The organism is Mycobacterium sp. NBC_00419, assembly GCF_036023875.1.
Lineage (GTDB): Bacteria > Actinomycetota > Actinomycetes > Mycobacteriales > Mycobacteriaceae > Mycobacterium.
Genome location: NZ_CP107931.1, coordinates 1737944 through 1764586, shown reverse-complemented (window position 1 = coordinate 1764586; position 26643 = coordinate 1737944). Strand labels below are relative to the sequence as shown.

Below are 26643 nucleotides of genomic sequence, written 5' to 3'. Positions count from 1 at the left end.
GGTGAGTTCCCAGAGAAGGAGTGCTGAGCCGCCGCCGATGCCGGCACCGCTGAACCCGCTCATTGATGCCCACACCCACCTGGACGCGTGCGGCGCCCGCGACGCCGACGACGTGCGCGCGGTGCTCGACCGTGCCGAATCGGTCGGAGTGCTCGCGGCGGTGACCATCGCCGACGACCTGGACGCCGCCCGCTGGGCGGCGCAGGCCGCCACCTGGGACCCCAGGGTCTACGCCGCGGTGGCGTTGCACCCGACCCGGGCCGCAGCGCTGACCGAGGCCGCCCGCGCCGAACTGGAGCAGCTGGCCGCCCACCAGCGGGTGGTCGCGATCGGCGAGACCGGAATGGACCTGTACTGGCCCGGCAAGCTGGACGGCTGCGCTGACCCCGCGGTGCAGCGGGAGTCGTTCGCCTGGCACATCGACCTGGCCAAGCGCACCGGCAAGCCGCTGATGATCCACAACCGCGACGCCGATGCCGAGGTGCTCGACGTACTGGCGGCCGAGGGGGCACCGGAGACTGTCATCTTCCATTGCTTCTCGTCCGGGCCGCAGATGGCGCGAACCTGCGTCGACGCCGGCTGGGTGCTGAGCCTGTCGGGAACCGTGAGCTTCAAGAACGCGCGCGAGCTGCGGGAGGCCGCGACGCTTATCCCGCCCGGGCAGCTGCTGGTCGAAACCGATGCGCCGTTCCTGACCCCGCACCCCTACCGTGGTGCGCCCAACGAGCCGTATTGCCTGCCCTACACCGTGCGGGCGCTGGCCGAGGTCGTCGACCGGCCTGCTGAGCTGCTCGCCGAGCAGACCACGGCCACCGCGCGGCGGGTCTACGGTCTCTAAGGGCTTGTTGAGACCCCGGCAGCCAAGTTGCCTGTTCGTCGCCGCGTTCGTTACCGTCTTGTGATCGAAGGGGCTGCTCGTCTGGGCCCCTGTTCGTTTGTTGTCGAGGCGGGATCAGAAACTCTTGAATGCGTTGACCAAGCTCCACCAGTCGCCGTCACCCGCCCTACGCCTGGTCGTCGCCGCCCTGCTGCTGACGCTGGCCGGCGCCGGAGTCTTCGCGGTGACCGCCCACAAGACCGTGACCCTCGAGGTCGACGGCACCCAGACCAAAGTCACCACCATGAAGTCGCGGGTGATCGACATCGTCGAGGAGAGCGGCTACTCCGTCGCCGACCGTGACGACCTGTTCCCGGCGGCCGGCCAGGCCGTCCACGACGCCGAGACCATCGTGCTGCGTCGCAGCCGCCCGCTGCAGATCTCGCTGGACGGCCAGGACACCAAGCAGGTGTGGACCACGGCGTCGACGGTCGACGAGGCGCTCGACCAGCTGCGGATGACCGACACCGCCCCGGCCGCCGCCTCGCGCGGCAGCCGCCTGCCGCTCGAAGGCATGGCCCTGCCGGTGGTCAGCGCAAAAACGGTGCAGATCAACGACGGTGGGCAGATCAGCACGGTCCACCTGGCCGCCCCGAATGTCGGCGCACTGCTGGCCGCGGCCGGCGTTCCGCTGGAACAGGCCGACACCGTCGTGCCCACCGCGTCCTCCCCGGTGATCGCCGGAATGCAGATCCAGGTCACCCGGACCCGCATCGAGAAGGTGACCCAGCAGGTGCCGCTGCTGCCGCCGGCCAAGCGCATCGAAGACCCGACGCTGAATATGAGCCGTCAGGTTGTCGACGACCCGGGAACACCCGGGTTGCAAGACGTAACTTTTGCTGTCGCGAAGGTCAACGGTGTGGAAACCGGACGGCTGCCCGTTGCCAACACCGTTATCGTGGCGGCGCGTGAATCGGTTGTCCGTATCGGAGCAAAACCGGGAACAGAAGTTCCCCCGGTAAGTAATGGCGCTATTTGGGATGCGATTTCTCGGTGCGAAGCCGGCGGCAACTGGGCGATCAACACAGGCAACGGGTACTACGGCGGTGTGCAGTTTGATCAAAACACCTGGGAAAGAAACGGTGGTCTGAGGTATGCTGGCCGAGCTGATCTGGCTACCAGAGAAGAACAAATAGCAATTGCTGAAGTTACTCGGGCACGACAAGGATGGGGAGCGTGGCCGGTGTGCGGTAGGGGAGCATCATGACAATTCGTCTTCTCGGACGTACCGAGATCCGGAACTTGGCCAAAGAACTCGACTTTCGGCCGCGTAAATCGCTTGGTCAGAATTTCGTTCACGACGCCAACACCGTGCGCCGCATCGTGTCCGCCTCGGGTATCAACAAGCACGATCATGTGCTCGAGGTCGGCCCCGGTCTGGGATCGCTGACTCTGGCCCTGCTCGATCGCGGTGCGACGGTCAGTGCCATCGAGATCGATCCGGTGCTCGCGCAGCGGCTGCCCAAGACCGTCGCCGAGCACTCGCACAGCGAGATTCACCGGCTGACCGTCCTTAACCAGGACATTCTCGCCCTCCGGCGCGCTGACCTGGACGAACTGCCCACCGCGGTGGTGGCCAACCTGCCGTACAACATCGCCGTGCCGGCGCTGCTGCACCTGCTGTCGGAGTTCCCGTCGATCCGCACCGTGATGGTGATGGTCCAGGCCGAGGTCGCCGAGCGTCTCGCCGCCGAGCCCGGTGGCAAGGACTACGGGGTGCCCAGCGTCAAGGTCCGGTTCTTCGGCAAGGTGCGCCGCTACGGCATGGTCTCGCCGACGGTGTTCTGGCCGATCCCGCGGGTGTACTCGGGTCTGGTCCGCATCGACCGGCACGAGACGTCGCCGTGGCCGACCGACGACGGCTTCCGGTCGCGGGTCTTCGAGCTGATCGACATCGCGTTCGCCCAGCGGCGCAAGACCGTCCGCAACGCCTTCCTGGAGTGGGCGGGCACCGGCAACGAGTCCGCCGAACGGCTGCTGGCCGCCAGCATCGACCCCGCCCGCCGGGGCGAGACGCTGGGCATCGCCGACTTCGTCCGGCTCTATCAGCGCTCCGGGGATTTCGCGCCGGCCGCCGACACCGCCGACGAGAGCACCTCACGGCCCATCCGGGTCTACTGAGCCCTTCGGGACACCGCGTCACTGATGTGACGCATCATCTCCGCGCACGACTCGTAGCGCCGGTCTGGATCCTTGGCGATCGCGCGCGCCAGCACGCGGTCGAATGACCGTGACAGCCACGGGACGCGACGGGACATCTCCGGTGGCGCCACGTGCAGGTGTGCGTCCATCAGTGCCATCGCATTGTCACCGGTGAACGGGGTGTGACCGGTCAGCATCTCCACCGCCGTGCAGGCCAGGGCGTATTCGTCGGTGGCGGCTTGCGGCAACCTGCCCTGCAACAGCTCCGGTGCCGCATACGGCAGCGAGGCGAGCACCTGAGTTGCCCGGTGCCAGACGTCCTCGGCGAGGACATGCGCCACGCCGAAATCTATGAGCATCGCGCCGAACTGTGAAAAGTCCTGGTGCACAAGGATATTGGCGGGCTTGACGTCGGTGTGCACGATGCCGTGATGGTGGGCGTGATCGAGTGCCGAGGCAATCTGGTCGAGGGCCTCGAGCCTGGTCTGCACCGTCGGCAGAGCGGCCGCGCTGCCGCCGTCGAGGTAGTGCATCGTCATCCAGAACGCACCGTGGGTGAATACCGGCACGATGTGCCGATGGTGCAGGCTGGCCGCGATACGGAACTCGCGGGCCAGTCGGGCAGTGCTGGCGGGATCGCGGTGCTGGTCGTCGAGAACCTTCAGTGCGACGACCCGATGGGCCGCTTCGGAACCCTGGGCCCGGTACACGGCCGCCTGCCCGCCGCGGCCGAGCAGTTCCCCGACGAGGTAGCCCTCGAACAGCTGCCCGGGTTGCGCCACCCTTCGACCCTAGATTCGCCTTCGCACGACGTCGGGCGAATGGCCCGCGGCGCGATAGTCTCGTGCGGTGTCTCGGTCCAACGGCTCGATCGCTCCGGAATGGGTGCCGACCGGCTCGGTGACCGTGCGGGTGCCCGGCAAGGTGAACCTGTTTCTCGGCGTCGGTGACCGCCGCGACGACGGCTATCACGAGCTGACCACCGTCTTCCATGCCGTGTCCCTGGTCGACGAGGTGACGGTCCGCAATGCCGACGTGCTCTCCTTGCAGACGGTTGGCGAGGGCGCCGAGGTGGTGCCCGCCGATGACCGCAACCTGGCCTGGCAGGCCGCCGAACTCATGGCCGAGCACGTCGGGCGCGCCCCGGATGTCGAGATCGTGATCGACAAGTCGATCCCCGTGGCCGGCGGAATGGCGGGCGGCAGCGCCGACGCCGCCGCTGTGCTGGTGGCCATCAACACGCTGTGGGAGCTCGGGGTGCCGCGGCGCGACCTGCACGCGCTGGCGGCCGAACTGGGCAGCGACGTCCCGTTCGCCCTGCACGGCGGCACCGCCCTGGGGACCGGGCGCGGCGAGGAACTGGCCACGGTGCTGGCCCGCAGCACGTTTCACTGGGTGCTGGCGTTCGGCGCAGGCGGCCTGTCGACGGCCGCGGTCTACAACGAGATCGACCGGTTGCGCGAGGGCGGCGAGCCGCCCCGCCTCGATGACCCCGAACCGCTGCTCGGGGCGCTGGCCGGGGGAGACCCCCGGGAACTGGCGCCACTGCTGGGCAACGACCTGCAGCCGGCGGCGCTGAGCCTGCACCCGGACCTGCGCCGGACGTTGCGTGCTGGCACCGAAGCCGGGGCGCTGGCGGGCATCGTGTCCGGATCGGGCCCCACGTGCGCGTTCCTGTGTGAGTCGGCCGCGGCCGCCCTCGACGTGGGCACGGAACTGGCCGGGGCCGGGGTGTGCCGGACGGTCAGGGTGGCCAGCGGCCCGGTTCACGGGGCGCGCGTCGTCCCGGGCCTGTCGCCATAGTCGCCTTCTGTTGTGTGACGCGTCCCTCAATTGCAACTAAAACTTGGCGGTAACTTAAGGGAAGTTTAAGATGATCGACGGTGATGACTAGCGGCCCGGCACTGCATATGTGCGGATCGCCCACCCCGATCAGGGGCGGGCGATGGCCGGGCGACGCCGACTCATCACCGTTTCGAGACCGAAAAGCTCCCGACTCGTATTGGCGTGCCTCCTTTGCGGCACGTTCTACCAGGTGGAGCATGAAAATCCGGGCTTTTACGGCGTGCATAGCGACGTATGACAGCCAGCTCCGGGTGCCGAGGAGGTCATCGTGAGCCGTTTTACCGACAAGATGTTCCACAACGCCATGACCAGCTCCAAAGGGATGGTCACCGGCGAGCCCGTCGAACCGGTTCGGCACACCTGGCGGGAGGTGCACGAGCGAGCCCGCCGCATCGCCGGTGGCCTGGCCGCCGCCGACATCGGCCTCGGGGACGCCATCGGTGTGCTCGCCGGCGCGCCTGTCGAGATCGCTCCGACGGCCCAGGGCCTGTGGATGCGTGGCGCCAGCCTGACCATGCTGCACCAGCCCACCCCGCGCACCGACCTGGAGCAGTGGGCCAAGGACACCGCCAACGTCATCGCCATGATCGAGGCCAAAGCGGTCATCGTGTCCGACCCGTTCCTGATCGCCATCCCGGTCCTCGAAGAGGCCGGTGTCAAGGTGCTCACCGTCGAGGATCTGCTGAAAGCCGAGCCGATCGACCCGGTCGAGACCTCCGAGGACGATGTCGCGCTGATGCAGCTGACGTCGGGATCCACGGGTTCGCCCAAGGCCGTCATCATCACCCACCGCAACATCCACTCCAACGCCGAGGCGATGTTCATCGGCGCCAAGTACGACATCGACACCGACGTCATGGTCAGCTGGCTGCCGTGCTTCCACGACATGGGCATGGTCGGCTTCCTGACCATCCCGATGTACTTCGGGGCCGAGCTGGTCAAGGTCACCCCGATGGACTTCCTGCGGGACACCCTGCTGTGGGCCAAGCTCATCGACAAGTACAAGGGCACCATGACCGCGGCGCCGAACTTTGCGTACGCGCTGTTCGCCAAGCGGTTGCGCCGGCAGGCCAAGCCTGGCGAGTACGACCTGTCCAGCCTGCGGTTCGCGCTGTCCGGCGCCGAGCCGGTGGAGCCCGCCGACGTCGAGGACCTGCTCGACGCGGGCCGGCCGTTCGGGCTGCAGCCCGAGGCGATCCTGCCCGCGTACGGCATGGCCGAGACCACCCTGGCGGTGTCGTTCTCGGAGTGCGGCGCCGGTCTGGTGGTCGATGAGGTCGACGCCGACCTGCTGGCCGCACTGCGCCGCGCCGTGCCCGCCACCAAGGGCAACACCCGCCGGCTGGCCACCCTCGGTCCGCTGCTGACCGGCATCGAGGCCCGCATCGTCGACGAGGACGGCAATGTGCTGCCGGCCCGCGGTGTCGGCATCATCGAACTGCGCGGCGAGTCGCTGACCCCGGGCTACATCACGATGGGCGGCTTCGTGCCCGCGCAGGACGAGCACGGCTGGCTCGACGCCGGTGACCTCGGCTACCTGACCGACAACGGCCACGTCGTCGTGTGCGGTCGCGTCAAGGACGTCATCATCATGGCCGGGCGCAACATCTACCCGACCGACATCGAGCGAGCCGCGGGCCGCGTCGAGGGTGTGCGGCCCGGCTGCGCCGTCGCTGTCCGCCTGGATGCCGGGCATTCGCGGGAGTCCTTCGCGGTCGCCGTGGAATCCAACGCCTGGCAGGATCCGGTCGAGGTGCGCCGCATCGAGCATCAGGTGGCCCACGAGGTGGTCGCCGAGGTCGACGTCCGGCCGCGCAACGTCGTGGTCCTGGGTCCGGGCACCATCCCGAAGACCCCGTCGGGCAAGCTGCGTCGCGCCAACTCGGTCGCGCTGGTCACCTAGGCGCGGCAGCTGATCTCCATCGCGTCGCTGCCGTCGCGTACCGGGAACGCCACGCTGACGAAGCCGTTGGCGGGGTCGCGCACGTAGTCCAGGTAGGGCTGCGTATCGGACATCCCGGTGTTGTCGGCGACGACGAGTGCCCCGCTGCTCAGCGTCGGCTCGAGGAGCTGCAGCACCGGCAGGTAGAGCTCTTTCCAGCCGTCGAGCAATACGAAGTTCACCGGGCCGTCGAGTGCGCCCAGCGTCCGCAGGGCGTCGCCCTCCTCGACGGTGATCACGTCACTCAGGCCCACCTCGGCGAACGTTGCCGTGGCCGCGGTGACCTTGGCAGCGCTGAGCTCCGAGGTGATCACGCGCCCCGCGCCGTTGCCGCGCACGGCTGCGGCGAGGTGAATAGTGGACAGCCCCAACGACATTCCGAACTCGACGACGGTCTGTGGCCGCGATGCGCGCACCAGGGTGTAGAGCAGCTGGCCGGATTCGGGTGTCACCGGAAGGTAGTAGTCGCCCAGCGCGTCGGCGCGTTCCTGGGCGGTCGCCGAACTCAGCCGGTGCCAGTCGAGGGTGTGCAGCTGCGCCAGCTGCTGAGCGGACTCGGCGTACATGCGCTCGAGGGTCGAGGCCACCTTCGGATCGCGCAGCGTGTTCATGGCTCCGACCGTACCGCCACATCGCTAAGTATTGTGTACTATACCCAGCATGGCTACCCCGCGACGTCTGGACGAGCACCCCACGGTGAAAGCGGTCCGGGCCCGGCAGCGCAGCGAACCGGCCCACGTCATCGACGCGCAGTGGCTGCGCGCGCTGTGCCTGGAGGCCGGCGCCGACGATGTGGCCTTCGCCAGCGTCGAGAACCCCGCGCTGGCCTCCGAGCGTGAGCACGTCGAGGCGGCCCTGCCGGGGACGAGAAGCTACATCTCCCTGGTGGTCCGGATGAATCGGGACAACGTGCGCTCCGTCGCGCGCAGCGTGGCCAACCAGGAGTTCCATCGCAGCGGCGAGGTCATCAACGAGGCCGCCCACCGGATCACCCGTGCGCTCGAGGATGCCGGTCACCGGGCACTCAACCCCTCAGCCACCTTCCCGATGGAGATGGACCGCTATCCGGGCCGGATCTGGGTGGTCGCGCACAAACCCGTCGCGGTGGCCGCCGGCCTCGGCGTGATGGGCATCCACCGCAACGTCATTCACCCCAAGTTCGGCAACTTCGTCCTGCTGGCCACCATTCTGGTCGATACGCCGATCAGCAGTTACGGTGAGCCGCTGGACTATTCGCCGTGCCTGGAGTGCAAGCTGTGCGTGGCGGCCTGCCCGGTGGGTGCCATCAAGAAGGACGGTGCGTTCGACTTCGTGGCCTGCTCGGTGCACAACTATCGCGAGTTCATGGGCGGTTTCACCGACTGGGCGCAGACGATCGCCGACAGTGACGACGCCGCCGACTTCCGCAACAGGGTCACCGATTCGGAGAACGCGTCGATGTGGCAGAGCCTGTCCTTCAAGGCCAACTACAAGGCCGCCTACTGTCTGGCGGTATGCCCGGCCGGTGAAGACGTCATCGAGCCCTACCTCGACGACCGCAAGGGATTCATGGACCTGGTTCTGCGGCCGCTGCAGGAGAAGGTCGAAACGCTCTACGTGCTACCGAATTCCGAGGCCAAGGAACACGCCGAGCGCCGCTATCCCCATAAACCGGTCAAAGTTGTCGACAGCGGAATCCGGGGTCGTGCGTAGGCTGGTTGCATGGTGCGTGCGCTCGGCTGGATCGGGGTAGCCGGTGCGGTCGGGTCGATCGCAGCGGTGCTCGCGCTCGATGGCACCCTCGGTGGGCAGCAGGTCCGGGGCCGGGAGCTGCGCAGAGCGACGATCTCCGAATACGTCTATACCTCGGGCAGTTGGGCTTTCGTTGTCGCGGTGCTGACGCTGGCTGCGACGTCGGCAGCCCTGCTGATGGGCCTGATCCGGGCCGGCCGGGTGCGGTGGCGCTCAGCCGGTTCGGTGTTGATGACGTTGTGGGTGGTGGGCCTGCTGGCGGTGGTCGCGTTTCCCAAGCACGACTGGGTCGCCGGGCCGAGTACTTCCGGCACCGTGCACCGCGTCGCGACCCTGGTCGCATTCGTCGCGCTGCCGGTGGCGGTGCTGCTGATCGCCCGTGGCCACAGCGGCGCCGCCCGCGCCGCCAGGTGGCTCGCTGTGATCGGAATGGGTTGGCTGGCAGTGCTGTTCGGCGCTATCGCGGTCGGCATGCTCACCGATCAATCGTGGTGGAGGCTGATCCCGCTCGGCCTTGTGGAACGGGGGATCGCTGGATTCGAGGTGGCGGCATTGATTGCGCTCGGACTGTGGCTGACGCGGGGCTCGAGCGCCGCCGTCTCGACCGTGGCGTCCAGGGCGTCGTAGACCTGCCACCAGCGCGCCTCGTGTTCGACGGCTGAGATACGGCCCTCCTCGAGGGCCAGGTCGGCCAGATCCAGGGTGCGCGCCATCGCCTTGAGTGTGCGGTAGCGCTCGTCGCCCTCGTCGTGGCTGTAGCCGGCCATCGACACCGCCCACAGGGTGCGAACCTGCCAACGCGGATCACCGGCGAGGACGAATGTCATTGCTCCCGAAGCGATCACGAGCATGGTGCCGCCGATCAGCGCGGTCTCCGGCATACCGGCCAGCGAGCCGCCGATCTGCAGGGCCACCCACAGGGCCGCACCCCACATCGGCCAGGCCCGCCACAACCGAAGGATCCGTCGCTGCCCGTCGCTGATACCCGGCGGGAACACCACCAGCCGGTAGCGGGTCACGCCGAAGCGGGCCGGGTAGACGGTGAAGGAGCCCCAAATACCTGAAGTATTCACCTATCGAGGTTTACGCCTGCGGGCAGCCGCCGAGGGTGATCTATACGGAATCCTGACGCCGGGGGAGCGGGTTTTGACGGCTCCCTGTTACCAGGCGTGCACCTGGTTCTGCGCGGGCTCCAGGCCCACGTCGACCAGCAGCTCGGCGGCGTCGGCGGCCAGCTCGCACAGCGTCGGCACCTCGGTGCGTTCGGTGGCCGAGAAGTTCTCCAGCACGAACGCCGCGGGATCCTTGCGCCCGGGTGGGCGGCCGATCCCGACCCGAACGCGCTGAAAGTTCTTGGTGCCCAGCGCAGTAGCGATGGACCGCAGCCCGTTGTGCCCGCCCTCGCCGCCACCGAGCTTGAGCCGTATCTGGCCGAACTCGATGTCGAGCTCGTCGTGGATGACGATCAGGTCGGTGGGCATCACCGAGTAGAACTTGGCCAGCGGCCCGACCTGGCGCCCGGACTCGTTCATGAAGGTCCGCGGCTTGGCCAGCACGACGGGCCGGTGGCCGAGCCGGCCGGTGACGATCTCGGCGCCGGAGCGCTTGTGCACCTTGAACGTCGCGCCCATTCGGGCGGCCAGCAGGTCGGCCACCATGAACCCGATGTTGTGCCGGGTCTTGGCGTATTGCGGTCCGGGATTGCCCAAGCCGACGACCAGGAGAGGCTCGGCCATGCCCCGGGCTTACTCGGCCTCGGCCGACTCGCCCTCGGCCTCGCCGCCCTCGGCCTGTGCAGGAGCCGCCGCGGCCTCCTCGCCGCCGCCCTCGGACTCGAGGTCCTCGGCGGTCGGCGCGGTGACGATGTTGACGACCAGCAGCTCGGGGTCGCTGATCAGAGTGACGCCGCTGGGCAGCTCGACCTGACCGGCGGTGATCTGGGTGCCTTCCTCGGCGCCCTCGATCGACAGGGTCAGCTGCTGCGGAATCGACAGCGCGTCGGCCTCGATTTCGATGGTGCTGGCGTCCTGGGTGACCAGGGTGCCGGAGGCGGCCTCGCCCTCGAGGACGACGTTCACCTCGACGGTGACCTTCTCGCCGCGGCGCACGACCAGCAGGTCGGCGTGCTGCAGGTTGCGACGGATCGGGTGCACGGTGATGGCCTTGGTCAGCGCCAGCTGCTCCTTGCCCTCGATGTCGAGGGTCAGCACCGCGTTGGTGCCGGCGTGCCGCAGCACGGTCGCGAACTCGCGGGCGTTGAGCGTCAGGTGCTGCGGGGCTTCGCCGTGGCCGTACAGCACCACCGGGACCAGGCCGTCGCGGCGCGCACGGCGCGACTCGCCCTTGCCGGTCTTGCTGCGCACGGTGACGCTGAGTTTGTTGACGGGATTCTTCGCCATGTCGGTGCTCCTGTGTTGCCTGTCGTGGGTCAGTCCGCACGGCAAAGGCAAGGCACCAGATCGCTTACGCGAAGCCTCGTCGATAACGGTGGCCAGACCACCCTCGCCGTGACGCGAAACTCAGGGTAGCCGATGGGCGGCTCAGAGCGGAAATTCGGTGCCCGTGAGCTGCTCGGACAGGGTCCACAGCGCCCTGGCGGTCTTGGCGTCGGTGGCCAGCGGGCTGCGCGGCGACTGCCCCGTCGGCCCCCGCATCGCGAACTTGGGGCCGATGAAACTGTTATCCGGCAGGTCCGCAGATGCGGCGTACAGCGTCTGGCGGGCGCCGAAATCGGCGCTGGTGCCGACCAGGCTGGTCGCGGTGTTCCAGAACCGGGTGCCGAGCGGGTTGCCGGTGTGACCCTGCAGGTTGGTCGCCGAATAGCCCGGGTGCGCCGAATGGGCCTTCAGCAGTGAGCCGGCGGCGTCGAGGCGCCTCTGCAGCTCGCTGGTGAACAGCAGGTTGGCCAGCTTGGACTGGCCGTAGGCCAGCCATGCCGAGTAGGGCCGGGCTTTCCAGTTGAGGTCCTTGAGGCTGATCTTGCCCAGCAGGTGCATGATCGACGACACCGTGACGACGCGGTCGGTGACCTTGGGCAGCAGCAGATTGGTCAGCGCGAAGTGGCCGAGGTGGTTGGTGCCGATCTGGCTCTCGAAGCCGTCCGTGGTCAGGGCGTACGGCACGGCCATGATGCCGGCGTTGTTGATCAGCACATCGACCCGCTCGACACCGTCGGCGAACTCCCGCACCGAGGCCAGGTCCTGCAGATCGAGCGCGCGGACCTCGACGTTGCCGGACATGGTGGCGGCGGCCTGCTCGCCCTTGGCGGTATTGCGGCAGGCCAGGATCACGGTGCCGCCGGCCCGGGCCAGTTCGCGCGCGGTCACCAGGCCCAGTCCGCTGTTGGCGCCGGTGACGATGACGGTGCGCCCGGCGAAGGAAGGCAAGTCTGCTGCGGTCCAACTCATGCGAACACTGTAGGTGGCCCGGGAGCTACTTCAGCGCGATGGTGAAGCCGGCGATGATCGCCTCGACGCCCTCGGCCTGGGCGGCGGCCTGATTGGCCAGCGTCGTGACGGTGAGCTGCACCAGATAGCGCTGGAACGCCGGGCCGGCCGTCACCGGGATCACCACCCGGTTGTAGGAGTGCAGCCGCCTGCCGTCCGCGCCGTCGTAGCTGCCTTCGATCATCGACGACGGAAAGCCGCGAAAATCCTCGGAGGACGAGTTGAGCTTGGTGAAGTTCTTCGACATCTCGGCGTCCACGCTGGCGTGCTTGAGCGCCTCGCCGACGTCGAAGTTGCCGGTCAGCTTGAACACCACCACCATCGCCGTCGGGTAGGTGTTGTTCTTGGCGATCATCTCGGTGCCCGGCGAGAAGTTCGGGTTGGCGTACTTGGTCCAGCCGGGCGGGCGCGGCAGCGTCACGGTGATGTCGGTGAGCTTGTCCAGCGGGATCTGCTCGCCGGTGACCCCGAGCCCGTAGAGGTATTCGGCCAGCGGCTGGGGCTTGTCGGAGCTCGCGGTGGTGGTCGTGGTCGTCGGCGTCGACGACCACACCGAGGAGTAGTCCGGCGGATTCGTCCCGCAGGCCGTCACCGTCATGGCCAGGGCCAGGGCTGCGGCCGCCGCGCGTGCTCTCACAGAATCTCGTGTACGGCGTCGATCGGCCGGGCCAGCCGAGTGCCCTTGGCGGTCACCACGAATGGACGCTCGATGAGGATCGGGTTGGCCGCCATGGCATCGAGCAGGGCGTCGTCGTCGGCGTCGGCGAGATTGAGTTCGCCGTAGACGGACTCACGCTTGCGGACGGCGGTGCGAACGTCGATGCCGGCATCGGAGATCAGGGTGGCGATCTCGGCCCGCGACGGCGGCGTCTTCAGGTACTCGACGATCTGCGGCTCGATACCGTTGTCGCGCAGCAGTTCCAGCGTCTTGCGCGAGGTGCTGCACCGCGGATTGTGATAGATGACTGCCGTGCTTGGCACCGGATCTCCCTATGCGTCCCCGTCGAAAAGTCCTGTTACCGAACCGTTTTCGAACACCGCCCGAATGGTGCTGCCCAGCAGCGGGGCGATGGACAGCACGGTCAGCTGCGGGAAGCGCTTGGAGTCCTCGATCGGCAGCGTGTTGGTGACGATCACCTCGCGGGCGCCACTCTCGGCCAGCCGCTCGGCCGCCGGGTCCGACAGCACACCGTGGGTGGCGGCGATGATGACGTCCTTGGCCCCGTCGTTGCGCAGCAACTTGACCGCGCCGGCGATGGTGCCACCGGTGTCGATCATGTCGTCGGTCAGCACGCAGGTCTTGCCTTCGACCTCACCGACGACCCGGTTGGACACCACCTGGTTGGGCACCCGCGGATCGCGGGTCTTGTGGATGAACGCCAGCGGGGTGCCGCCGAGCGCGTCGGCCCACTTCTCGGCGACGCGCACACGGCCGGAGTCCGGCGACACCACGACCACGTTCTCGCAGTTGTAGTTGTCCCGGATGTAGCCGGTCAGCAGCGGCTGGGCCCGCATGTGGTCCACCGGGCCGTCGAAGAAGCCCTGGATCTGGTCGGTGTGCAGGTCGACGGACACGATGCGGTCCGCTCCTGCGGTCTTGAGCAGGTCGGCGACCAGCCGGGCCGAGATCGGCTCGCGGCCGCGGTGCTTCTTGTCCTGGCGGGCGTAGGGGTAGAACGGCAGGATTGCGGTGATCCGCTTGGCGCTGCCCCGCTTGAGCGCGTCGATCATCAACAGCTGTTCCATCAGCCACTTGTTCAGCGGCGCGGGATGGGATTGCAGGACGAAGGCGTCGCAGCCGCGCACCGATTCGTCGAAACGAACGAAGATCTCACCGTTGGCGAAGTCTCGTGCGGTCTGTGCGGTGACCTGGACATTGAGTTCTTTGGCGACCTGCTCGGCCAGTTCGGGGTGCGCCCGGCCGGAGAAGAGCATCAGATTCTTGCGGTTGTCGGTCCAGTCCGTGCCCACTATGTGCTGCCCTTGCCGGTCGGGGATCGATACGGGGCAATCGTACGGTGCCGGTGCGCCGGGTTACCAAAAAGGCAACATCTGGCGACGCGGATCACCCTTGGGTGTCGGCGGCCTTGGCCTTGCGGGCGGCCTCGGCCGACGCGCTGTGCGGTCGCTTCTCGAGCACCCAGTCCTCGATGTTGCGCTGCGGTCCTGCCGAGACGGCCAGCGCACCGGGCGGGACGTCGTCGCGCAGCACGGTGCCCGCGCCGGTGTAGGCGCCGTCGCCGACGGTGACCGGGGCCACGAACATGGTGTCCGAGCCGGTCCGCACGTGGGAGCCGATGGTGGTGCGGCGCTTCGTCTCGCCGTCGTAGTTGACGAAGACGCTCGAGGCGCCGATGTTGGAGTGCTCGCCGATGTCGGCGTCGCCGACGTAGGTCAGGTGCGGCACCTTGGTGCCGGTGCCGATGACGGCGTTCTTGGTCTCGACGAACGCGCCGAGCTTGCCCTGCGCACCGAGTTCGGTGCCGGGGCGCAGGTAGGTAAACGGGCCGACGGTCGCCTCCTCGCCGATTACGGCGAGCTGTCCGTGGGTGCGCACCACCGATGCGCGGTCGCCCACCTCGACGTCGGTCAGTGTGGTGTCGGGCCCGATCTCGCAGCCTGCGCCGATCTCGGTGGTGCCGAGCAGCTGCGTGCCGGGCTGGACCACGGTGTCGCGGCCGATGGTGACGTCGACGTCGATCCAGGTGGTCTTCGGGTCGACGACGGTCACGCCCGCCCGCTGGTGGCCGGCGACGATCCGCCGGTTGAGCTCGGCGGCCAGGTCGGACAGCTGCACCCGGTCGTTGACGCCGGCCACCAGGGCGTGGTCGTCGACGTGGTTGCCGTGCACGATCTGGCCGTCGGCCCGCACGATCGAGATCAGGTCGGTGAGGTAGAGCTCGTGCTGGGCGTTGTCGGCCGACAGCCGGCTCAGGCCGGAGCGCAGCGCGGCGATGTCGAATGCGTAGATGCCGGCGTTGACCTCGCGGATGGCCCGCTGCTGCGGGGTGGCGTCGGTCTCCTCGACGATGGCGATGACCTCGCCGTCCTGCGTGCGCAGGATGCGGCCGTAGCCGGTCGCGTCGGGCACGGTGGTGGTCAGGACCGTGATTGCGGCGCGCTCACCGCGATGGCTGTCGATCAGGGCGGCCAGCGTGTCGGCGTCGAGCAGCGGGACGTCACCGGAGGTGACCAGAACCACGCCGCTGAAGTCCTCGGGCAGCGCGGCCAGTCCGCACATGGCGGCGTGCCCGGTGCCCAGCTGCTGTTCCTGGACGGCCACCTCGATCCGCCGGTCCAGGGTGGTGGCCAGGTCGCCGACCACCGGGCCGATGCGCTCGCGGTCCTTGCCGAGCACCACGACGATCTGCTCGGGTGCGAGCTTGGCCGCCGTGTGCAGTGCGTGCGCGAGCATGCTGCGCCCACCCAGGGTGTGCAGAACCTTGGGGGTGTCCGACTTCATGCGGGTTCCGGCCCCGGCCGCCAGGACGAGGACGGCTGCCTGGATGTGTGTGGTCACGCAGACCTCCCGTTTGCTCCGTCGCCAGGACTCGAACCTGAACTATCTGAACCAAAATCAGAGGTGCTGCCGATTACACCACGACGGACTGGCTGTTTTGTTCGCCTAGAGACTCTAGTGCAAGGCCGTAGGGTGGAGCGGCGGGCAGCAGCGACGCGGGAAAAGAGAGTGGGGCCGTGGCAGCACCGGAGAAGGAGCCCCGCGCACCACGGGCGCGGATGACCGGCACCGAGCGGCGTCGTCAGCTGATCGACATCGCCCGGTCGCTGTTTGCCGAGCGCGGCTACGAGGGCACCTCCATCGAGGAGATCGCCCAGCGGGCCAACGTCTCCAAGCCGGTGGTCTACGAACATTTCGGCGGCAAAGAGGGCCTGTACGCGGTGGTCGTCGACCGTGAGATGTCGGCTCTGCTGGACGGGATCACCTCGTCGCTGACCAACAACCGCTCCCGGGTGCGCGTCGAGCGGGTGGCATTGGCGTTGCTGACCTATGTCGAGGAGCGCACCGACGGATTCCGGATCCTGATCCGGGACTCGCCTGCGGCGATCAGTTCGGGCACCTACTCGAGCCTGCTCAACGATGCCGTCAACCAGGTGTCCTCAATCCTGGCCGGCGACTTCTCCCGCCGCGGCCTGGACCCCGAACTGGCGCCGCTGTACGCCCAGGCGCTCGTCGGCTCGGTGTCGATGACCGCCCAGTGGTGGCTCAACACCCGTGAACCGAAGAAGGAAGTCGTGGCCGCCCATCTGGTCAACCTGATGTGGAACGGGCTGACTCACCTCGAGGCCGACCCGCAGTTGGAAGCCGACTAATCGAATCAAGGCCCGCCGCAACGTCTTCGGTGCGACCACATAGAATGGTCGACATCATGACCGCACCGGGGCACCAGTATGTCCAGACCCCGATCGCGGGTCTGGTCGAATTGGCGCTCAGCGCGCCGGACTTCACCGATCTGGCCCAGCGCGCCGTCGAGCGTCCCGCCGAACTCGCGATGGTCGGCCCGGCCAGTGCCAAGCTCTACACCGCGTGCGCGCTGGCCCGCGGCGGCCCGCTTCTGGTGGTGACAGCGACCGGCCGCGAGGCCGACGACCTGACCGCCGAGCTGCGTGGGGTCTACGGCGCCTCGGCGGCCTTGTTCCCGTCGTGGGAGACGCTTCCGCACGAACGGCTCTCGCCCGGCGTCGACACCGTCGGCGCCCGGCTGATGCTGCTGCGCCGGCTGGCCCACCCCGACGACGCCCGGCTGGGCCCCCCGCTGCGGGTGGTGGTGACCACGGTGCGTTCGCTGCTGCAGCCGATGGCCCCGGATGTCACCGAGATCGAGCCGGTTGTGCTGCGAGCGGGTGCGGAGCTGGACTTCGACGCGCTGGTGGCACGCCTGGTGGGGCTGGCCTACACCCGCGTCGACATGGTCGGCAAGCGCGGCGAGTTCGCGGTCCGCGGCGGCATCCTCGACCTGTTCCCGCCAACCGCCGAGCACCCGGTGCGCGTCGAGTTCTGGGGCGACGAGGTCAGCGAGATCCGGATGTTCTCGGTGGCCGACCAGCGCTCGATCCCCGAGATCGACGTCGACACCGTGGTCGCGGTGCCGTGTCGCGAGTTGCTGCTCACCGACGAGGTGCAGGCCCGGGCGGCCAAGCTCGTCGAGGGCCGGCCGCGCGGCGACGACAACCGGGTCAACGGCAGCGTCGGGGACATGCTGGCCAAGCTGGCCGAGGGCATCGCCGTCGACGGCATGGAGGCGTTGCAGCCGGTGCTGCGCCCCGACGAGCTGACCCTGCTCATCGACCATCTGCCGAAGGGCACGCCGCTGCTGGTGTGTGACCCGGAGAAGGTGCGCACCCGCGGGGCCGACCTGATCAAGACGGGCCGGGAGTTCCTGGAGGCGGCGTGGTCGGTCGCCGCCATCGGCGGTGACGCGCCGATCGACCTCGAGCAGCTGGGCGGCTCGGGTTTCCGCGAGCTCGCCGAGGTCCGCGAGGCGGCCGCGGCCGGCGGTCATCCGTGGTGGACGTTGAGCCAGCTGGCCGACGAGCAGGCTGTCGAGCTCGACGTGCGGGCCTCGCCGACCGCGCGCGGGCAGCAGAGCAACGTTGACGAGATCTTCGCGATGCTGCGCGCCCACGTGCTCACCGGCGGGTTCGCCTCCGTCGTCGCACCGGGTACCGGCACCGCCCACCGCGTCGTCGAACAGCTCGCCGAGCGCGATATCCCGGCGGGCATGCTCGAGCCGGGCGAGGCGCCCAAGGCCGGTGTGGTGGGTGTGCTGCGGGGCCCGCTGCACGACGGCATCGTGGTGTCCGGTGCCAACCTGGTGGTGATCACCGAGACCGATCTGACCGGCAACCGCGTCAACGCCACCGACGGTAAACGGCTGGCGGCCAAGCGGCGCAACACCGTCGACCCGCTGGCGCTGACCGCCGGCGATCTGGTGGTTCACGATCAGCACGGCATCGGCCGGTTCGTGGAGATGGTCGAACGCACCGTCGGCGGCGCCCGTCGCGAGTACCTGGTGCTCGAGTACGCCTCGAGCAAGCGCGGCCAGGCCGCCGACCGGCTCTATGTCCCGATGGACTCCCTCGATCAGCTGTCGCGCTACGTCGGCGGCCAGGAACCCAGCCTGAGCCGGCTCGGCGGCAGCGACTGGACCAACACGAAAACCAAGGCGCGCAAGGCGGTTCGCGAGATCGCCAGCGAGCTCGTCACCCTCTACGCCAAACGGCAGGCCGCACCCGGGCACGCGTTCGGGCCGGACACACCGTGGCAGGCCGAGATGGAGGACGCCTTCGGGTTCACCGAGACCATCGATCAGTTGACCGCCATCCAGGAGGTCAAGAACGATATGGAGAAGCCGGTCCCGATGGACCGGGTGATCTGCGGTGACGTCGGCTACGGCAAGACCGAGATCGCGGTGCGGGCGGCGTTCAAGGCCATCCAGGACGGAAAGCAGGTGGCGGTACTGGTGCCCACCACACTGCTGGCCGACCAGCATCTGCAGACGTTCACCCAACGGATGGCCGGTTTTCCCGTGACGGTCAAAGGGCTTTCGCGGTTCACCGACCCGGCCGAGTCGCGCAAGGTCATCGAGGGCATGGCCGACGGCAGCGTCGACGTCGTCATCGGTACCCACCGGCTGCTGCAGACCGCGGTGCGCTGGAAGGACCTCGGCCTGGTGGTGGTCGACGAGGAACAGCGCTTCGGTGTCGAGCACAAGGAGCACATCAAGAGCCTGCGCACCCACGTCGACGTGCTGACGATGAGCGCGACCCCGATTCCGCGGACGCTGGAGATGAGCCTGGCCGGCATCCGCGAGATGTCGACCATCCTGACCCCGCCCGAGGAGCGCTACCCGGTGCTCACCTATGTCGGCCAGCACGACGACAAGCAGGTGGCCGCCGCGCTGCGCCGCGAACTGCTGCGCGACGGGCAGGCGTTCTACATTCACAACCGGGTCAGCAGCATCGACGCGGCGGCCGCGCGGGTCAAGGAACTGGTGCCCGAGGCGCGGGTGGTGGTGGCCCACGGCCAGATGCCCGAGGAACAACTCGAGCGCACCGTCGAAGGGTTCTGGAACCGCGAGTTCGACATCCTGGTCTGCACGACCATCGTCGAGACCGGCCTGGACATCTCGAACGCGAACACGCTGATCGTCGAGCGCGCCGACACCTTCGGGCTGTCCCAGCTGCACCAGCTGCGCGGGCGGGTGGGCCGCAGTCGCGAGCGCGGCTACGCCTACTTCCTGTACCCCAGGGAGACGCCGCTCACCGAGACGGCCTACGACCGGCTGGCCACCATCGCACAGAACAACGAACTCGGCGCGGGTATGGCAGTTGCGATGAAGGACTTGGAGATTCGCGGCGCGGGTAACGTGCTGGGCGCCGAGCAGTCCGGGCACGTCGCCGGGGTGGGATTCGATCTGTATGTGCGGCTGGTGGGCGAGGCCGTCGAGGCCTACCGCGCGGCAGCCGACGGCAAGACGGTGACCACCGCCGAGGAGCCCAAGGATGTCCGGCTCGATCTGCCGGTCGACGCGAACCTGCCGCCGGAATACATCGCCAGCGACCGGTTGCGGCTGGAGGCCTACCGCAGGCTGGCGGGCGCCGGCGACGAGGCCGCGGTGGCCGCGGTGATCGAGGAACTGATCGACCGCTACGGTCCGCTGCCCGAGCCCGCGCAGCGCCTGGTGGCCGTCGCACGGCTGCGGCTGCTGTGCCGCCAATATGGCGTCACCGAGGTCGCGGCCACCGGAACCGGCTCTGCGACAACGCTTCGGGTGTCGCCGCTGACCCTGCTCGATTCGGCACAGCTGCGGCTCAAGCGGGTGTATCCCGGCGCGAACTACCGGGCCACGACGTCGACGGTGCAGGTGCCGATTCCGCGTGCGGGCAGCGGTGTGGGTTCGCCGCGGATCCGTGATCTGGAGTTGGTGCAGATGGTCGCCGACCTGTTGCTCGCGCTTGACGGCCGCCCCCAGGGCGAAGTCGACATCACGACGTTCGCGCCGGACGGGGCCGGGCAGCGGTGACCGTCATCCTGGTGGACCCGCGGCGTCCGGCGCTGGTTCCCGTCGAGGCGGTCGAATTACTCAGCGGGGACGTGCAATACACCGAGGAACTGCCGATCAAGGTGCCGTGGTCGCTGCCGGCGGCGCGGCCGGTGCTCACCGGCGAGAACGCGCCGGTGCTGCTGTCCTCGGACCGCGAACACCCCGCCGTGCGGGCTCGGCTGGCCGCCGGTGAGCAGCTGATCGCCGTCGCCGAACCCCAGCGCGGTGAACGTCTGGTCGATGCGGTGGCGGTGATGGACCGGCTGCGCACCACGGGGCCGTGGGAGAGCGAGCAGACGCACGACTCGCTGCGCCGCTATCTGCTGGAGGAGACCTACGAGCTGTTCGACGCCGTGCGCGGCGGTGATCTCGGGGAGCTGCGCGACGAGCTCGGCGACATTCTCTTGCAGGTGCTGTTCCATGCGCGGATCGCCGAAGAGGCTTCAGCGCAGGCATTCTCGATCGACGACGTGGCCGACGCGCTGGTCCGCAAACTCGGCAACCGGGTGCCCGCGGTGCTGGCCGGTGAGTCCATCTCGTTGGAGGACCAGCTGGCACAGTGGGAGCAGCGCAAGGCCCTGGAGAAGAGTGCCCGCGAATCCTGCGTGGACGACATCCCGACGGCCGCCCCGGCATTGCTGCTGGCGCAGAAGGTGATCGCGAGGGTGCGCAACGCCGGGCTGCCCGCTGATCTGATCCCGGCGTCGATCACCACCGTGACGGTGGCCGCCGACACCGACGCCGAGAACGAATTGCGCACCGCCGTACTCGATTTCATGGACACCGTTCGCGATGTCGAGCGGGCCATCGCGGCCGGGAGCGGCGAGCTCGGCGGGTCGGCCGGTGCCGCGGCCGAGGACCAGTGGCGGGCACACTGGCCGTCGGCCTAGCTCAGCCCAGCAGCGTCGAACCCCAGTAATCGCCGTCGCGCAGCCCCGGCGGTACGGCGAAGATCGCACTGCCGGTGTGGGTGATGTACTCGTTGAGCGCGTCGTGGCGGGCCAGCTCGGTCTGCATGGGGATGAACTGGGTCGCCGGGTTGCGCATGAACGCGACGAAGAACAGCCCGGCATCGAGGTGCCCGAACCCGTCGGAGCCGTCGGTGAAGTTGTAGCCGCGGCGCAGGATCTGGATACCGCCCAGGTGCTGCTGGGACGCCAGCCGCACATGGGCATTGCGATCGATCAGCGGCTCGTTCTTGTTGTCGACGATGTCGAAGTTGAGCTCCTCGAACTCCTGGGTGAGCCCGTTGGGTGCGCCGGTGCCCTTCTGCCTGCCGATCACCCGCTCCTGCTCGAGAAGCGTTGTCCGGTCCCAGGCTTCGATGCGCATCCGGATCCGCCGGCTGACCATATAGCTGCCGCCGGTCATCCAGTCCGGGCCGTCTCCCTTGGCCACCCACACCTGCTGGTTGAGGGTGTCGGTGTCCTCGGCCTTGATGTTCGCGGTTCCGTCCTTGAACCCGAACAGATTTCGCGGTGTCGACTGTTCGCGGGTGGTCGACGAGGTGCGGCCGAAACCGAGCTGGGAGTAGCGCACGGCCACCGTGCCGAACCCGACGCGGGCCAGGTTGCGGATGGCGTGCACCGCGACCTGTGGGTCGTTGGCGCACGCCTGCACCACGATGTCACCGCCGCAGCGCGCCGGGTCCATCGTCTCGTTCGGGAACTTCGGCAGATTCTCCAGCAGCGCGGGCTTCTGGCCGGCGATGCCGAAGCGGTCCTTGCCGTCCTTGACGAAGAACGACGGCCCGAAGCCGATGGTCAGCGTCAGCTGGGAAGCCGGCAACCCCAGCGCCTCGCCGGTATCCGACGGTGGCGCATAGGGATTGAGCCCGATGGCGCCGTCGTGGACGGCTTCCTCGCCGGCGGTCATCCGCTCGGCCATGCCGGTCCACTCTTTGAGCATCGCGACCACGTCGGCTCGCGAGTCGGTGGTGACGTCGAAGGTCGCGAAGTGCATCCGGTCCTGCGCGGGGGTGACGATGCCGGCCTGGTGTTCACCGCGGAACGGAACCGGTTTGTCCAGCCCACCGGTGGCGACGTCGGCGGCCGAGGCCCGCCCGGCCAGCGCCCCGGCGCCGGCCGCGCCGACCACCGCTGCGGTCACACCGGCGGCGCCGAACAACTTGCGCCGGGACAGGCCTGAGCGCTGCGACTGCTCGGGGGCGGTCGTCTCGGGGTTACTGGGGAGCGATGACACCCTGCACCTGACTTACCTCCTTGCCGAGCGCGTCGATCGCGCGGGACAGTTCCTGACGCTGCGGCTCGGTGACGGTGTCGTAGTACACGAAGCCGTCGCCCTTGCGGTACTTGGCCAGCAGCGCCTCGACGTCGCCGAAGCCCTTGTCGACGCGCTTGCCCAGCTCGGCGTCGCGCTCGTCGAGGATCGGGCGCACCGAGGCCACCGCGGTCTGTGAGCCGACGACGTTGGCCTGGAAGTCCCACAGGTCGGTGTGGCTGAAGATGTCCTCTTCACCGCTGATCTTGCTGGCGGCGACCTCGTCGAGCAGACCCTGTGCGCCACCGGCGATCTGGGTCGAGTCGATGGTCCAGGCCGGCGCCTTGACGCCGTCGTTGAGTTCCTTGATGTCGGCCACCAGCTGGTCGGCGATCGCATTGGTGTCGGGCTGCAGGCCGCTGACCCACAGGTCCTTCTCGAGGCGGTGGAAGCCGGTCCACTTCTGGCCGGGTTCCAGGTCGGCCTCGCGCAGATCGATGCGGGGGTCCAGATCGTCGGGGAACGACTCGGCCACCGGTTCGATGCGCTCGTAGTAGGTGCGCGTGGTGGGGTACAGCGACTTGGCCTTGGCGATATCGCCTGCCTTGATCGCCGCGGCGAACGCCTCGGTCGCCGGGACCAGGGCCTCGGTCTGGCTGGTTACGTAGCGCTTGTAGTTGTCCGAGGCTTCCTTGAACTTGCCTTCGGTGTCGACCTGCACCGCGTCGCCGGTGACCTTGAAGTCGCTGCGGATGCCGTCGCCGATCATGCCGGGCTTGCAGGCGGTCTGGTAGGTGCCGGGCTGGCTGAGCTGCACGATGAGCTTGCGCTGCAGGCCGGGGGAGATGTTCTCCACTTCGCCCATCACCCGCTCGCCCTCGCCGTAGACGTAAAACTCGGTGACCTTGGTGCCGTTGTTGGTGATCACGAAGGTGCTCGGCCCCGTCGCGGCCTCGGTGCTCGACAGCGTGCACGCGCTGTCGGAGGCGTCGACGGTGATCTGCTTGGCCGTGGAGCCGGACTCGGCGGTGCTGGCTTCCTTGGCGGTGCAGCCGGCCAACGACACACCGGCGAGGAGCGCGGCGGTCGCGGCGAGACCGGACTTGAGGGGGACGGCGGGCAGGATCACGAAGCGGACCTTTCGGGTTGAGGGGTTTGCTCCGAGGGGTCGGAGCTGGGTTCGGCATTGGCGGACGTCGGGGCCGGGGCCGCCGGTGCGGCGGTCACGGGACGCAGAAAAACGGTCAGCACGAGCGCCAGATAGGCGAGCCAGGCGATGAGCTGCAGCACCGTCGGGGTGGGCGTGACGTTGAAGACGCCCTGGATGATTTCGCCGTACCAGGACGACCAGTTGAACCACGACGTGATGTCGAAGGCCTTGGTGCCCAGACCGGGCAGCCAGCCGACGGTCTGCAAGGCGCCGACGCCGTAGGACAGGATGCCCGCCGCGACGACGATCAGGAACGCGCCGGTGTATTTGAAGAACTTGGCCAGGTTGATCCGGACGGCGCCCGCGTACATGCCGCAGGCGATCGCGGCCGCGACGGCGACTCCGACGAGCAGGCCCAGCAGCGGCCAGGCGGTCTCGGCCTCGGCGTAGCCGACCATGAACAGCGCGGTCTCGAAGCCCTCCCGGCCGACGGCGAGGAAGGCCAGCATGAAGACCGCGGCCGCACCGGTTTCCAGCGCGCGCGACATGCCGGCCCGCAGTTCACCGGACAGTCCGGCGGAGGCCTTGCGCATCCACAGCACCATCGACGTGACGATGGCGACGGCCACCAGCGATGCGACGCCGGCGATCGCCTCGGCGGCCAGATCCTTGATCGTGTACGTGCCGTACTGGATCACCAGGAACACGCCGACGGTCATCGCGAGGGCGGCGGCGACGCCCAGCCACACCCATTTGAGGGCGTCCCGGCGCTGCGATTTCACCAGGAACGCCACCAGGACCATGACGACGATTCCGGCCTCGAGGCCCTCTCGCAGCCCGATCAGGCCACTGCCGAACAGCTGCGCGGGAACTGTCGGGGCCGCGGCGGCGAAAGACGTGTTCATCGGCAGGTCCTCATGACTTTCTGGTTGGGCAGCTAAGGCTTACCAAATGAAGGTTGGGCTTACCTTAGCAGGTGGGCGGTAAGCAAGTTACCGTCGCGATCTTTGCCTTTGCTAGGGACCAACGGCCCTAAACCCATGGGACGATGTGGGAGCTGTAAATCGGTTCGAGGAGTGTTGTGTCGTCATCGCGTTGGGTGCGGGCTGGCGCCGTCGTCGCGACAGCCGCCGTGCTGCTGGCCGCGAGTTGTTCATGGCAGCTGGGCACACCCATCCCCGAAGGCGTGCCGCCGCCCGCCGGCGATCCGGTGCCTGCGGTCGACACCCACGCCAAGGGCAGGCCCGCCGATCAACTGCACCAGTGGGCGCTCGAGCGTGCGGCGGCACTCGATATCCCGGTCAAGGCCCTGGAGGCGTACGCCTACGCCGCGCGGGTGGCCGAGGTGGAGAACCCCAACTGCCATCTGGCGTGGACGACGCTGGCCGGTATCGGGATGGTGGAAAGTCACCACGGCACCTACCGCGGCGCGACGATCGCCCCCAACGGCGACGTCAGCCCGCCGATCCGCGGAGTGCGCCTCGACGGCACCAACGGCAACCTCGAGATCGTCGATTCCGAGGAGGCGCTGGACGGCGACCCGGTGTACGCCCGGGCGATGGGTCCCATGCAGTTCATCCCGGAGACCTGGCGGCTCTACGGCGTCGACGCCAACAACGACGGGGCGATCAACCCGGACAACATCGATGACGCCGCACTATCGGCAGCCGGGTACCTCTGCTTCCGCGGGAAAGACCTGGCCACACCCCGCGGCTGGATGAATGCCCTGCATGCCTACAACCACTCCGACCAGTACGCCCGCACCGTGCGGGACTGGGCCACGGCCTACGCGCAAGGACACCCGCTCTAACAGCGCTACTCACAACCTCCGCGGTGTTCACTGACCATCTAGGCTATGACCCGTCAGCGGGCCATCAGCCCCCAGCCGGACGACGTTCGCCGCACACCACGACGCAAGGAGAAGCCAGTGCCCATCATCGAGCAGGTTGCGGCCCGCGAGATCCTCGACTCACGCGGTAATCCGACCGTCGAGGTCGAAGTGGCCCTGATCGACGGCACCTTCGCCCGTGCCGCGGTCCCGTCGGGTGCCTCCACCGGTGAGCACGAGGCCGTCGAACTGCGTGACGGCGCCGCCCGCTACGGCGGCAAGGGTGTCGAGAAGGCCGTCGAGGCGGTGCTCGACGAGATCGCCCCGGCCGTCATCGGGCTCAACGCCGACGATCAGCGCCTCATCGACCAGGCGTTGCTGGACCTCGACGGCACCCCGGACAAGTCGCGGCTGGGCGCCAACGCCATCCTCGGCGTCTCGCTCGCGGTGGCCAAGGCCGCCGCCGACAGCGCCGGTCTTCCGCTGTTCCGCTACCTGGGCGGGCCGAACGCCCACATCCTGCCGGTGCCGATGATGAACATCGTCAACGGCGGCGCGCACGCCGACACCGGCGTCGACGTCCAGGAGTTCATGGTCGCCCCGATCGGTGCGCCCAGCTTCAAGGAAGCGCTGCGCTGGGGCGCGGAGGTCTACCACTCGCTCAAGTCGGTGCTCAAGAAGCAGGGTTTGTCGACCGGCCTGGGCGACGAGGGTGGGTTTGCCCCCGACATCGCCGGCACCCGGGCGGCCCTTGACCTGATCAGCTCGGCGATCGACGGGGCCGGGTTCAAGCTCGGCACCGACGTGGCGCTGGCGCTCGACGTCGCGGCCACCGAGTTCTACACCAAGGGCACCGGGTACAGCTTCGAGAAGGAGACCCGCACCGCCGAGCAGATGACGGCGTTCTACGCCGAACTGCTCGATGCGTACCCATTGGTGTCCATCGAGGACCCGCTGTCGGAGGACGACTGGGACGGCTGGGTCGAGCTGACCACCGCGATCGGCGACCGGGTGCAGATTGTCGGTGACGACCTGTTCGTCACCAACCCCGAGCGGCTGGAAGAGGGCATCGAGCGCGGTGCGGCCAACGCTCTGCTGGTGAAGGTCAACCAGATCGGCACGCTCACCGAGACGTTGGACGCGGTCGCACTGGCCCACAACAGCGGCTACCGGACGATGATGAGCCACCGCAGCGGCGAGACCGAGGACACCACGATCGCCGACCTCGCGGTCGCCGTCGGCAGCGGCCAGATCAAGACCGGCGCGCCGGCCCGCAGCGAGCGGGTGGCCAAGTACAACCAACTGCTGCGCATCGAGGAAGCCCTCGGTGATGCCGCCCGCTATGCAGGCGACCTGGCCTTCCCGCGGTTCGTGACAGGCGAGTAGGACTCGAAAG

General features: G+C 68.4%; 24 protein-coding genes, 1 tRNA gene and 1 pseudogene. 12 read left to right on the top strand and 14 right to left on the bottom strand.

Features of this window, described 5'->3' with window-relative positions; translation table 11 throughout:
* Positions 1-37 precede the first annotated feature (37 nt).
* From OG976_RS08130 to rsmA, 3 genes are all read left to right on the top strand, one after another.
* A complete protein-coding gene (locus OG976_RS08130) occupies positions 38-838 on the top strand; it encodes a TatD family hydrolase (protein ID WP_442930511.1) in 801 nt (266 codons plus the stop codon).
* Between the two features lie 124 nt (positions 839-962).
* Entirely contained in the window at positions 963-2084 is a 1122-nt protein-coding gene (locus OG976_RS08125) for a transglycosylase family protein (RefSeq protein ID WP_328360326.1), read from the top strand.
* Positions 2081-2998, top strand: coding sequence for a 16S rRNA (adenine(1518)-N(6)/adenine(1519)-N(6))-dimethyltransferase RsmA (gene rsmA / locus OG976_RS08120; protein ID WP_328360323.1), 918 nt, complete (start codon positions 2081-2083; stop codon positions 2996-2998). Before OG976_RS08125 ends, rsmA begins: the two co-directional genes overlap by 4 nt.
* Here the strand turns inward: rsmA and OG976_RS08115 are convergent.
* Positions 2992-3801, bottom strand: coding sequence for a serine/threonine-protein kinase (locus OG976_RS08115; protein ID WP_328360320.1), 810 nt, complete (start codon positions 3799-3801; stop codon positions 2992-2994). The two genes, rsmA and OG976_RS08115, sit on opposite strands and share 7 nt — an antisense overlap.
* Before the next feature lie 67 nt (positions 3802-3868).
* Between OG976_RS08115 and OG976_RS08110 the strand changes: the two genes are divergently transcribed.
* Both OG976_RS08110 and OG976_RS08105 read left to right on the top strand, forming a co-directional pair.
* Positions 3869-4822 (top strand): 4-(cytidine 5'-diphospho)-2-C-methyl-D-erythritol kinase, encoded by a 954-nt coding sequence (locus OG976_RS08110; protein ID WP_328360317.1) that lies wholly within the window; start codon positions 3869-3871, stop codon positions 4820-4822.
* Between the two features lie 310 nt (positions 4823-5132).
* Positions 5133-6767, top strand: a complete 1635-nt coding sequence (locus tag OG976_RS08105) for a fatty acyl-AMP ligase (protein WP_328360314.1) — start codon at positions 5133-5135, stop codon at positions 6765-6767.
* On the opposite strand, the gene OG976_RS08100 is transcribed toward OG976_RS08105, so the two are convergent.
* A complete protein-coding gene (locus OG976_RS08100) occupies positions 6764-7417 on the bottom strand; it encodes an O-methyltransferase (RefSeq protein WP_328360311.1) in 654 nt (217 codons plus the stop codon). The two genes, OG976_RS08105 and OG976_RS08100, sit on opposite strands and share 4 nt — an antisense overlap.
* A gap of 49 nt (positions 7418-7466) precedes the next feature.
* On the opposite strand from OG976_RS08100, the gene OG976_RS08095 reads away from it, so the two are divergent.
* The gene (locus OG976_RS08095) at positions 7467-8498 is read left to right on the top strand and encodes an epoxyqueuosine reductase (protein WP_328360308.1); all 1032 of its coding nucleotides are present in this window, start codon (positions 7467-7469) and stop codon (positions 8496-8498) included.
* A gap of 9 nt (positions 8499-8507) precedes the next feature.
* Entirely contained in the window at positions 8508-9164 is a 657-nt protein-coding gene (locus tag OG976_RS08090; RefSeq protein ID WP_328360306.1) for a DUF998 domain-containing protein, read from the top strand.
* Between the two features lie 35 nt (positions 9165-9199).
* On the opposite strand, the pseudogene OG976_RS08085 reads toward OG976_RS08090, so the two are convergent.
* The 9 genes and pseudogenes from OG976_RS08085 to OG976_RS08045 all read right to left on the bottom strand — a co-directional run.
* Positions 9200-9538 (bottom strand): annotated as a pseudogene (locus OG976_RS08085) (DUF6611 family protein); the annotation flags it as partial.
* A 159-nt stretch (positions 9539-9697) separates the two neighbouring features.
* Positions 9698-10273, bottom strand: a complete 576-nt coding sequence (gene pth, locus OG976_RS08080) for an aminoacyl-tRNA hydrolase (RefSeq protein ID WP_328360304.1) — start codon at positions 10271-10273, stop codon at positions 9698-9700.
* Between the two features lie 9 nt (positions 10274-10282).
* Entirely contained in the window at positions 10283-10936 is a 654-nt protein-coding gene (locus OG976_RS08075; protein ID WP_328360301.1) for a 50S ribosomal protein L25/general stress protein Ctc, read from the bottom strand.
* 141 nt (positions 10937-11077) lie between these two features.
* Complete coding sequence (locus tag OG976_RS08070) at positions 11078-11944, bottom strand: oxidoreductase (RefSeq protein ID WP_328360298.1); 867 nt, start codon at positions 11942-11944, stop codon at positions 11078-11080.
* Positions 11945-11969: 25 nt separating this feature from the next.
* Positions 11970-12581 carry an LpqN/LpqT family lipoprotein gene (locus OG976_RS08065; RefSeq protein WP_328363276.1) on the bottom strand — a complete coding sequence of 204 codons (612 nt, stop codon included), beginning with the start codon at positions 12579-12581 and terminating at the stop codon, positions 11970-11972.
* 35 nt (positions 12582-12616) lie between these two features.
* Positions 12617-12964, bottom strand: coding sequence for an arsenate reductase (glutaredoxin) (arsC, locus tag OG976_RS08060; RefSeq protein ID WP_328360295.1), 348 nt, complete (start codon positions 12962-12964; stop codon positions 12617-12619).
* A 9-nt stretch (positions 12965-12973) separates the two neighbouring features.
* Entirely contained in the window at positions 12974-13954 is a 981-nt protein-coding gene (locus OG976_RS08055; RefSeq protein ID WP_167098211.1) for a ribose-phosphate diphosphokinase, read from the bottom strand.
* 94 nt (positions 13955-14048) lie between these two features.
* Positions 14049-15503, bottom strand: coding sequence for a bifunctional UDP-N-acetylglucosamine diphosphorylase/glucosamine-1-phosphate N-acetyltransferase GlmU (gene glmU, locus OG976_RS08050; protein WP_328360289.1), 1455 nt, complete (start codon positions 15501-15503; stop codon positions 14049-14051).
* A gap of 16 nt (positions 15504-15519) precedes the next feature.
* Positions 15520-15591: transfer RNA gene (locus OG976_RS08045), tRNA-Gln, on the bottom strand.
* A 130-nt stretch (positions 15592-15721) separates the two neighbouring features.
* On the opposite strand from OG976_RS08045, the gene OG976_RS08040 reads away from it, so the two are divergent.
* The 3 genes from OG976_RS08040 to OG976_RS08030 are packed head-to-tail and all read left to right on the top strand — an operon-like array spanning position 15722 to position 20939.
* A complete protein-coding gene (locus OG976_RS08040) occupies positions 15722-16315 on the top strand; it encodes a TetR/AcrR family transcriptional regulator (RefSeq protein WP_328363273.1) in 594 nt (197 codons plus the stop codon).
* 56 nt (positions 16316-16371) lie between these two features.
* A complete protein-coding gene (gene mfd, locus OG976_RS08035) occupies positions 16372-20028 on the top strand; it encodes a transcription-repair coupling factor (protein WP_328360286.1) in 3657 nt (1218 codons plus the stop codon).
* Positions 20025-20939 carry a nucleoside triphosphate pyrophosphohydrolase gene (locus OG976_RS08030; protein WP_328360283.1) on the top strand — a complete coding sequence of 305 codons (915 nt, stop codon included), beginning with the start codon at positions 20025-20027 and terminating at the stop codon, positions 20937-20939. Before mfd ends, OG976_RS08030 begins: the two co-directional genes overlap by 4 nt.
* 1 nt (position 20940) lies before the next feature.
* Here OG976_RS08030 and efeB read toward each other — a convergent pair whose 3' ends face one another.
* From efeB to efeU, 3 genes are read right to left on the bottom strand one after another with little or no spacing between them, the layout of a single operon-like run.
* The gene (gene efeB / locus OG976_RS08025; RefSeq protein ID WP_328360280.1) at positions 20941-22251 is read right to left on the bottom strand and encodes an iron uptake transporter deferrochelatase/peroxidase subunit; all 1311 of its coding nucleotides are present in this window, start codon (positions 22249-22251) and stop codon (positions 20941-20943) included.
* The gene (efeO, locus tag OG976_RS08020; protein ID WP_442930510.1) at positions 22232-23395 is read right to left on the bottom strand and encodes an iron uptake system protein EfeO; all 1164 of its coding nucleotides are present in this window, start codon (positions 23393-23395) and stop codon (positions 22232-22234) included. The genes efeB and efeO overlap by 20 nt, the downstream gene beginning before the upstream one ends.
* A complete protein-coding gene (gene efeU, locus OG976_RS08015; RefSeq protein ID WP_328360274.1) occupies positions 23395-24324 on the bottom strand; it encodes an iron uptake transporter permease EfeU in 930 nt (309 codons plus the stop codon). The genes efeO and efeU overlap by 1 nt, the downstream gene beginning before the upstream one ends.
* A gap of 176 nt (positions 24325-24500) precedes the next feature.
* On the opposite strand from efeU, the gene OG976_RS08010 reads away from it, so the two are divergent.
* Both OG976_RS08010 and eno read left to right on the top strand, forming a co-directional pair.
* Positions 24501-25229 carry a lytic transglycosylase domain-containing protein gene (locus OG976_RS08010; protein ID WP_328360271.1) on the top strand — a complete coding sequence of 243 codons (729 nt, stop codon included), beginning with the start codon at positions 24501-24503 and terminating at the stop codon, positions 25227-25229.
* 117 nt (positions 25230-25346) lie between these two features.
* On the top strand, positions 25347-26633 hold the full coding sequence (gene eno / locus OG976_RS08005; protein ID WP_328363270.1) for a phosphopyruvate hydratase: 1287 nt from the start codon (positions 25347-25349) through the stop codon (positions 26631-26633).
* Positions 26634-26643: the final 10 nt, after the last annotated feature.

Excerpts from the sequence above, each read along its gene's own strand:
- OG976_RS08130 (WP_442930511.1), top strand. The coding sequence starts at position 38 with ATGCCGGCACCGCTGAACCCGCTCATTGATGCCCACACCCACCTGGAC.
- rsmA (WP_328360323.1), top strand. The coding sequence starts at position 2,081 with ATGACAATTCGTCTTCTCGGACGTACCGAGATCCGGAACTTGGCCAAA.
- OG976_RS08100 (WP_328360311.1), bottom strand. The coding sequence starts at position 7,417 with ATGAACACGCTGCGCGATCCGAAGGTGGCCTCGACCCTCGAGCGCATG.
- OG976_RS08095 (WP_328360308.1), top strand. The coding sequence starts at position 7,467 with ATGGCTACCCCGCGACGTCTGGACGAGCACCCCACGGTGAAAGCGGTC.
- OG976_RS08090 (WP_328360306.1), top strand. The coding sequence starts at position 8,508 with ATGGTGCGTGCGCTCGGCTGGATCGGGGTAGCCGGTGCGGTCGGGTCG.
- pth (WP_328360304.1), bottom strand. The coding sequence starts at position 10,273 with ATGGCCGAGCCTCTCCTGGTCGTCGGCTTGGGCAATCCCGGACCGCAA.
- OG976_RS08075 (WP_328360301.1), bottom strand. The coding sequence starts at position 10,936 with ATGGCGAAGAATCCCGTCAACAAACTCAGCGTCACCGTGCGCAGCAAG.
- OG976_RS08070 (WP_328360298.1), bottom strand. The coding sequence starts at position 11,944 with ATGAGTTGGACCGCAGCAGACTTGCCTTCCTTCGCCGGGCGCACCGTC.
- OG976_RS08065 (WP_328363276.1), bottom strand. The coding sequence starts at position 12,581 with ATGACGGTGACGGCCTGCGGGACGAATCCGCCGGACTACTCCTCGGTG.
- OG976_RS08040 (WP_328363273.1), top strand. The coding sequence starts at position 15,722 with ATGACCGGCACCGAGCGGCGTCGTCAGCTGATCGACATCGCCCGGTCG.
- mfd (WP_328360286.1), top strand. The coding sequence starts at position 16,372 with ATGACCGCACCGGGGCACCAGTATGTCCAGACCCCGATCGCGGGTCTG.
- efeU (WP_328360274.1), bottom strand. The coding sequence starts at position 24,324 with ATGAACACGTCTTTCGCCGCCGCGGCCCCGACAGTTCCCGCGCAGCTG.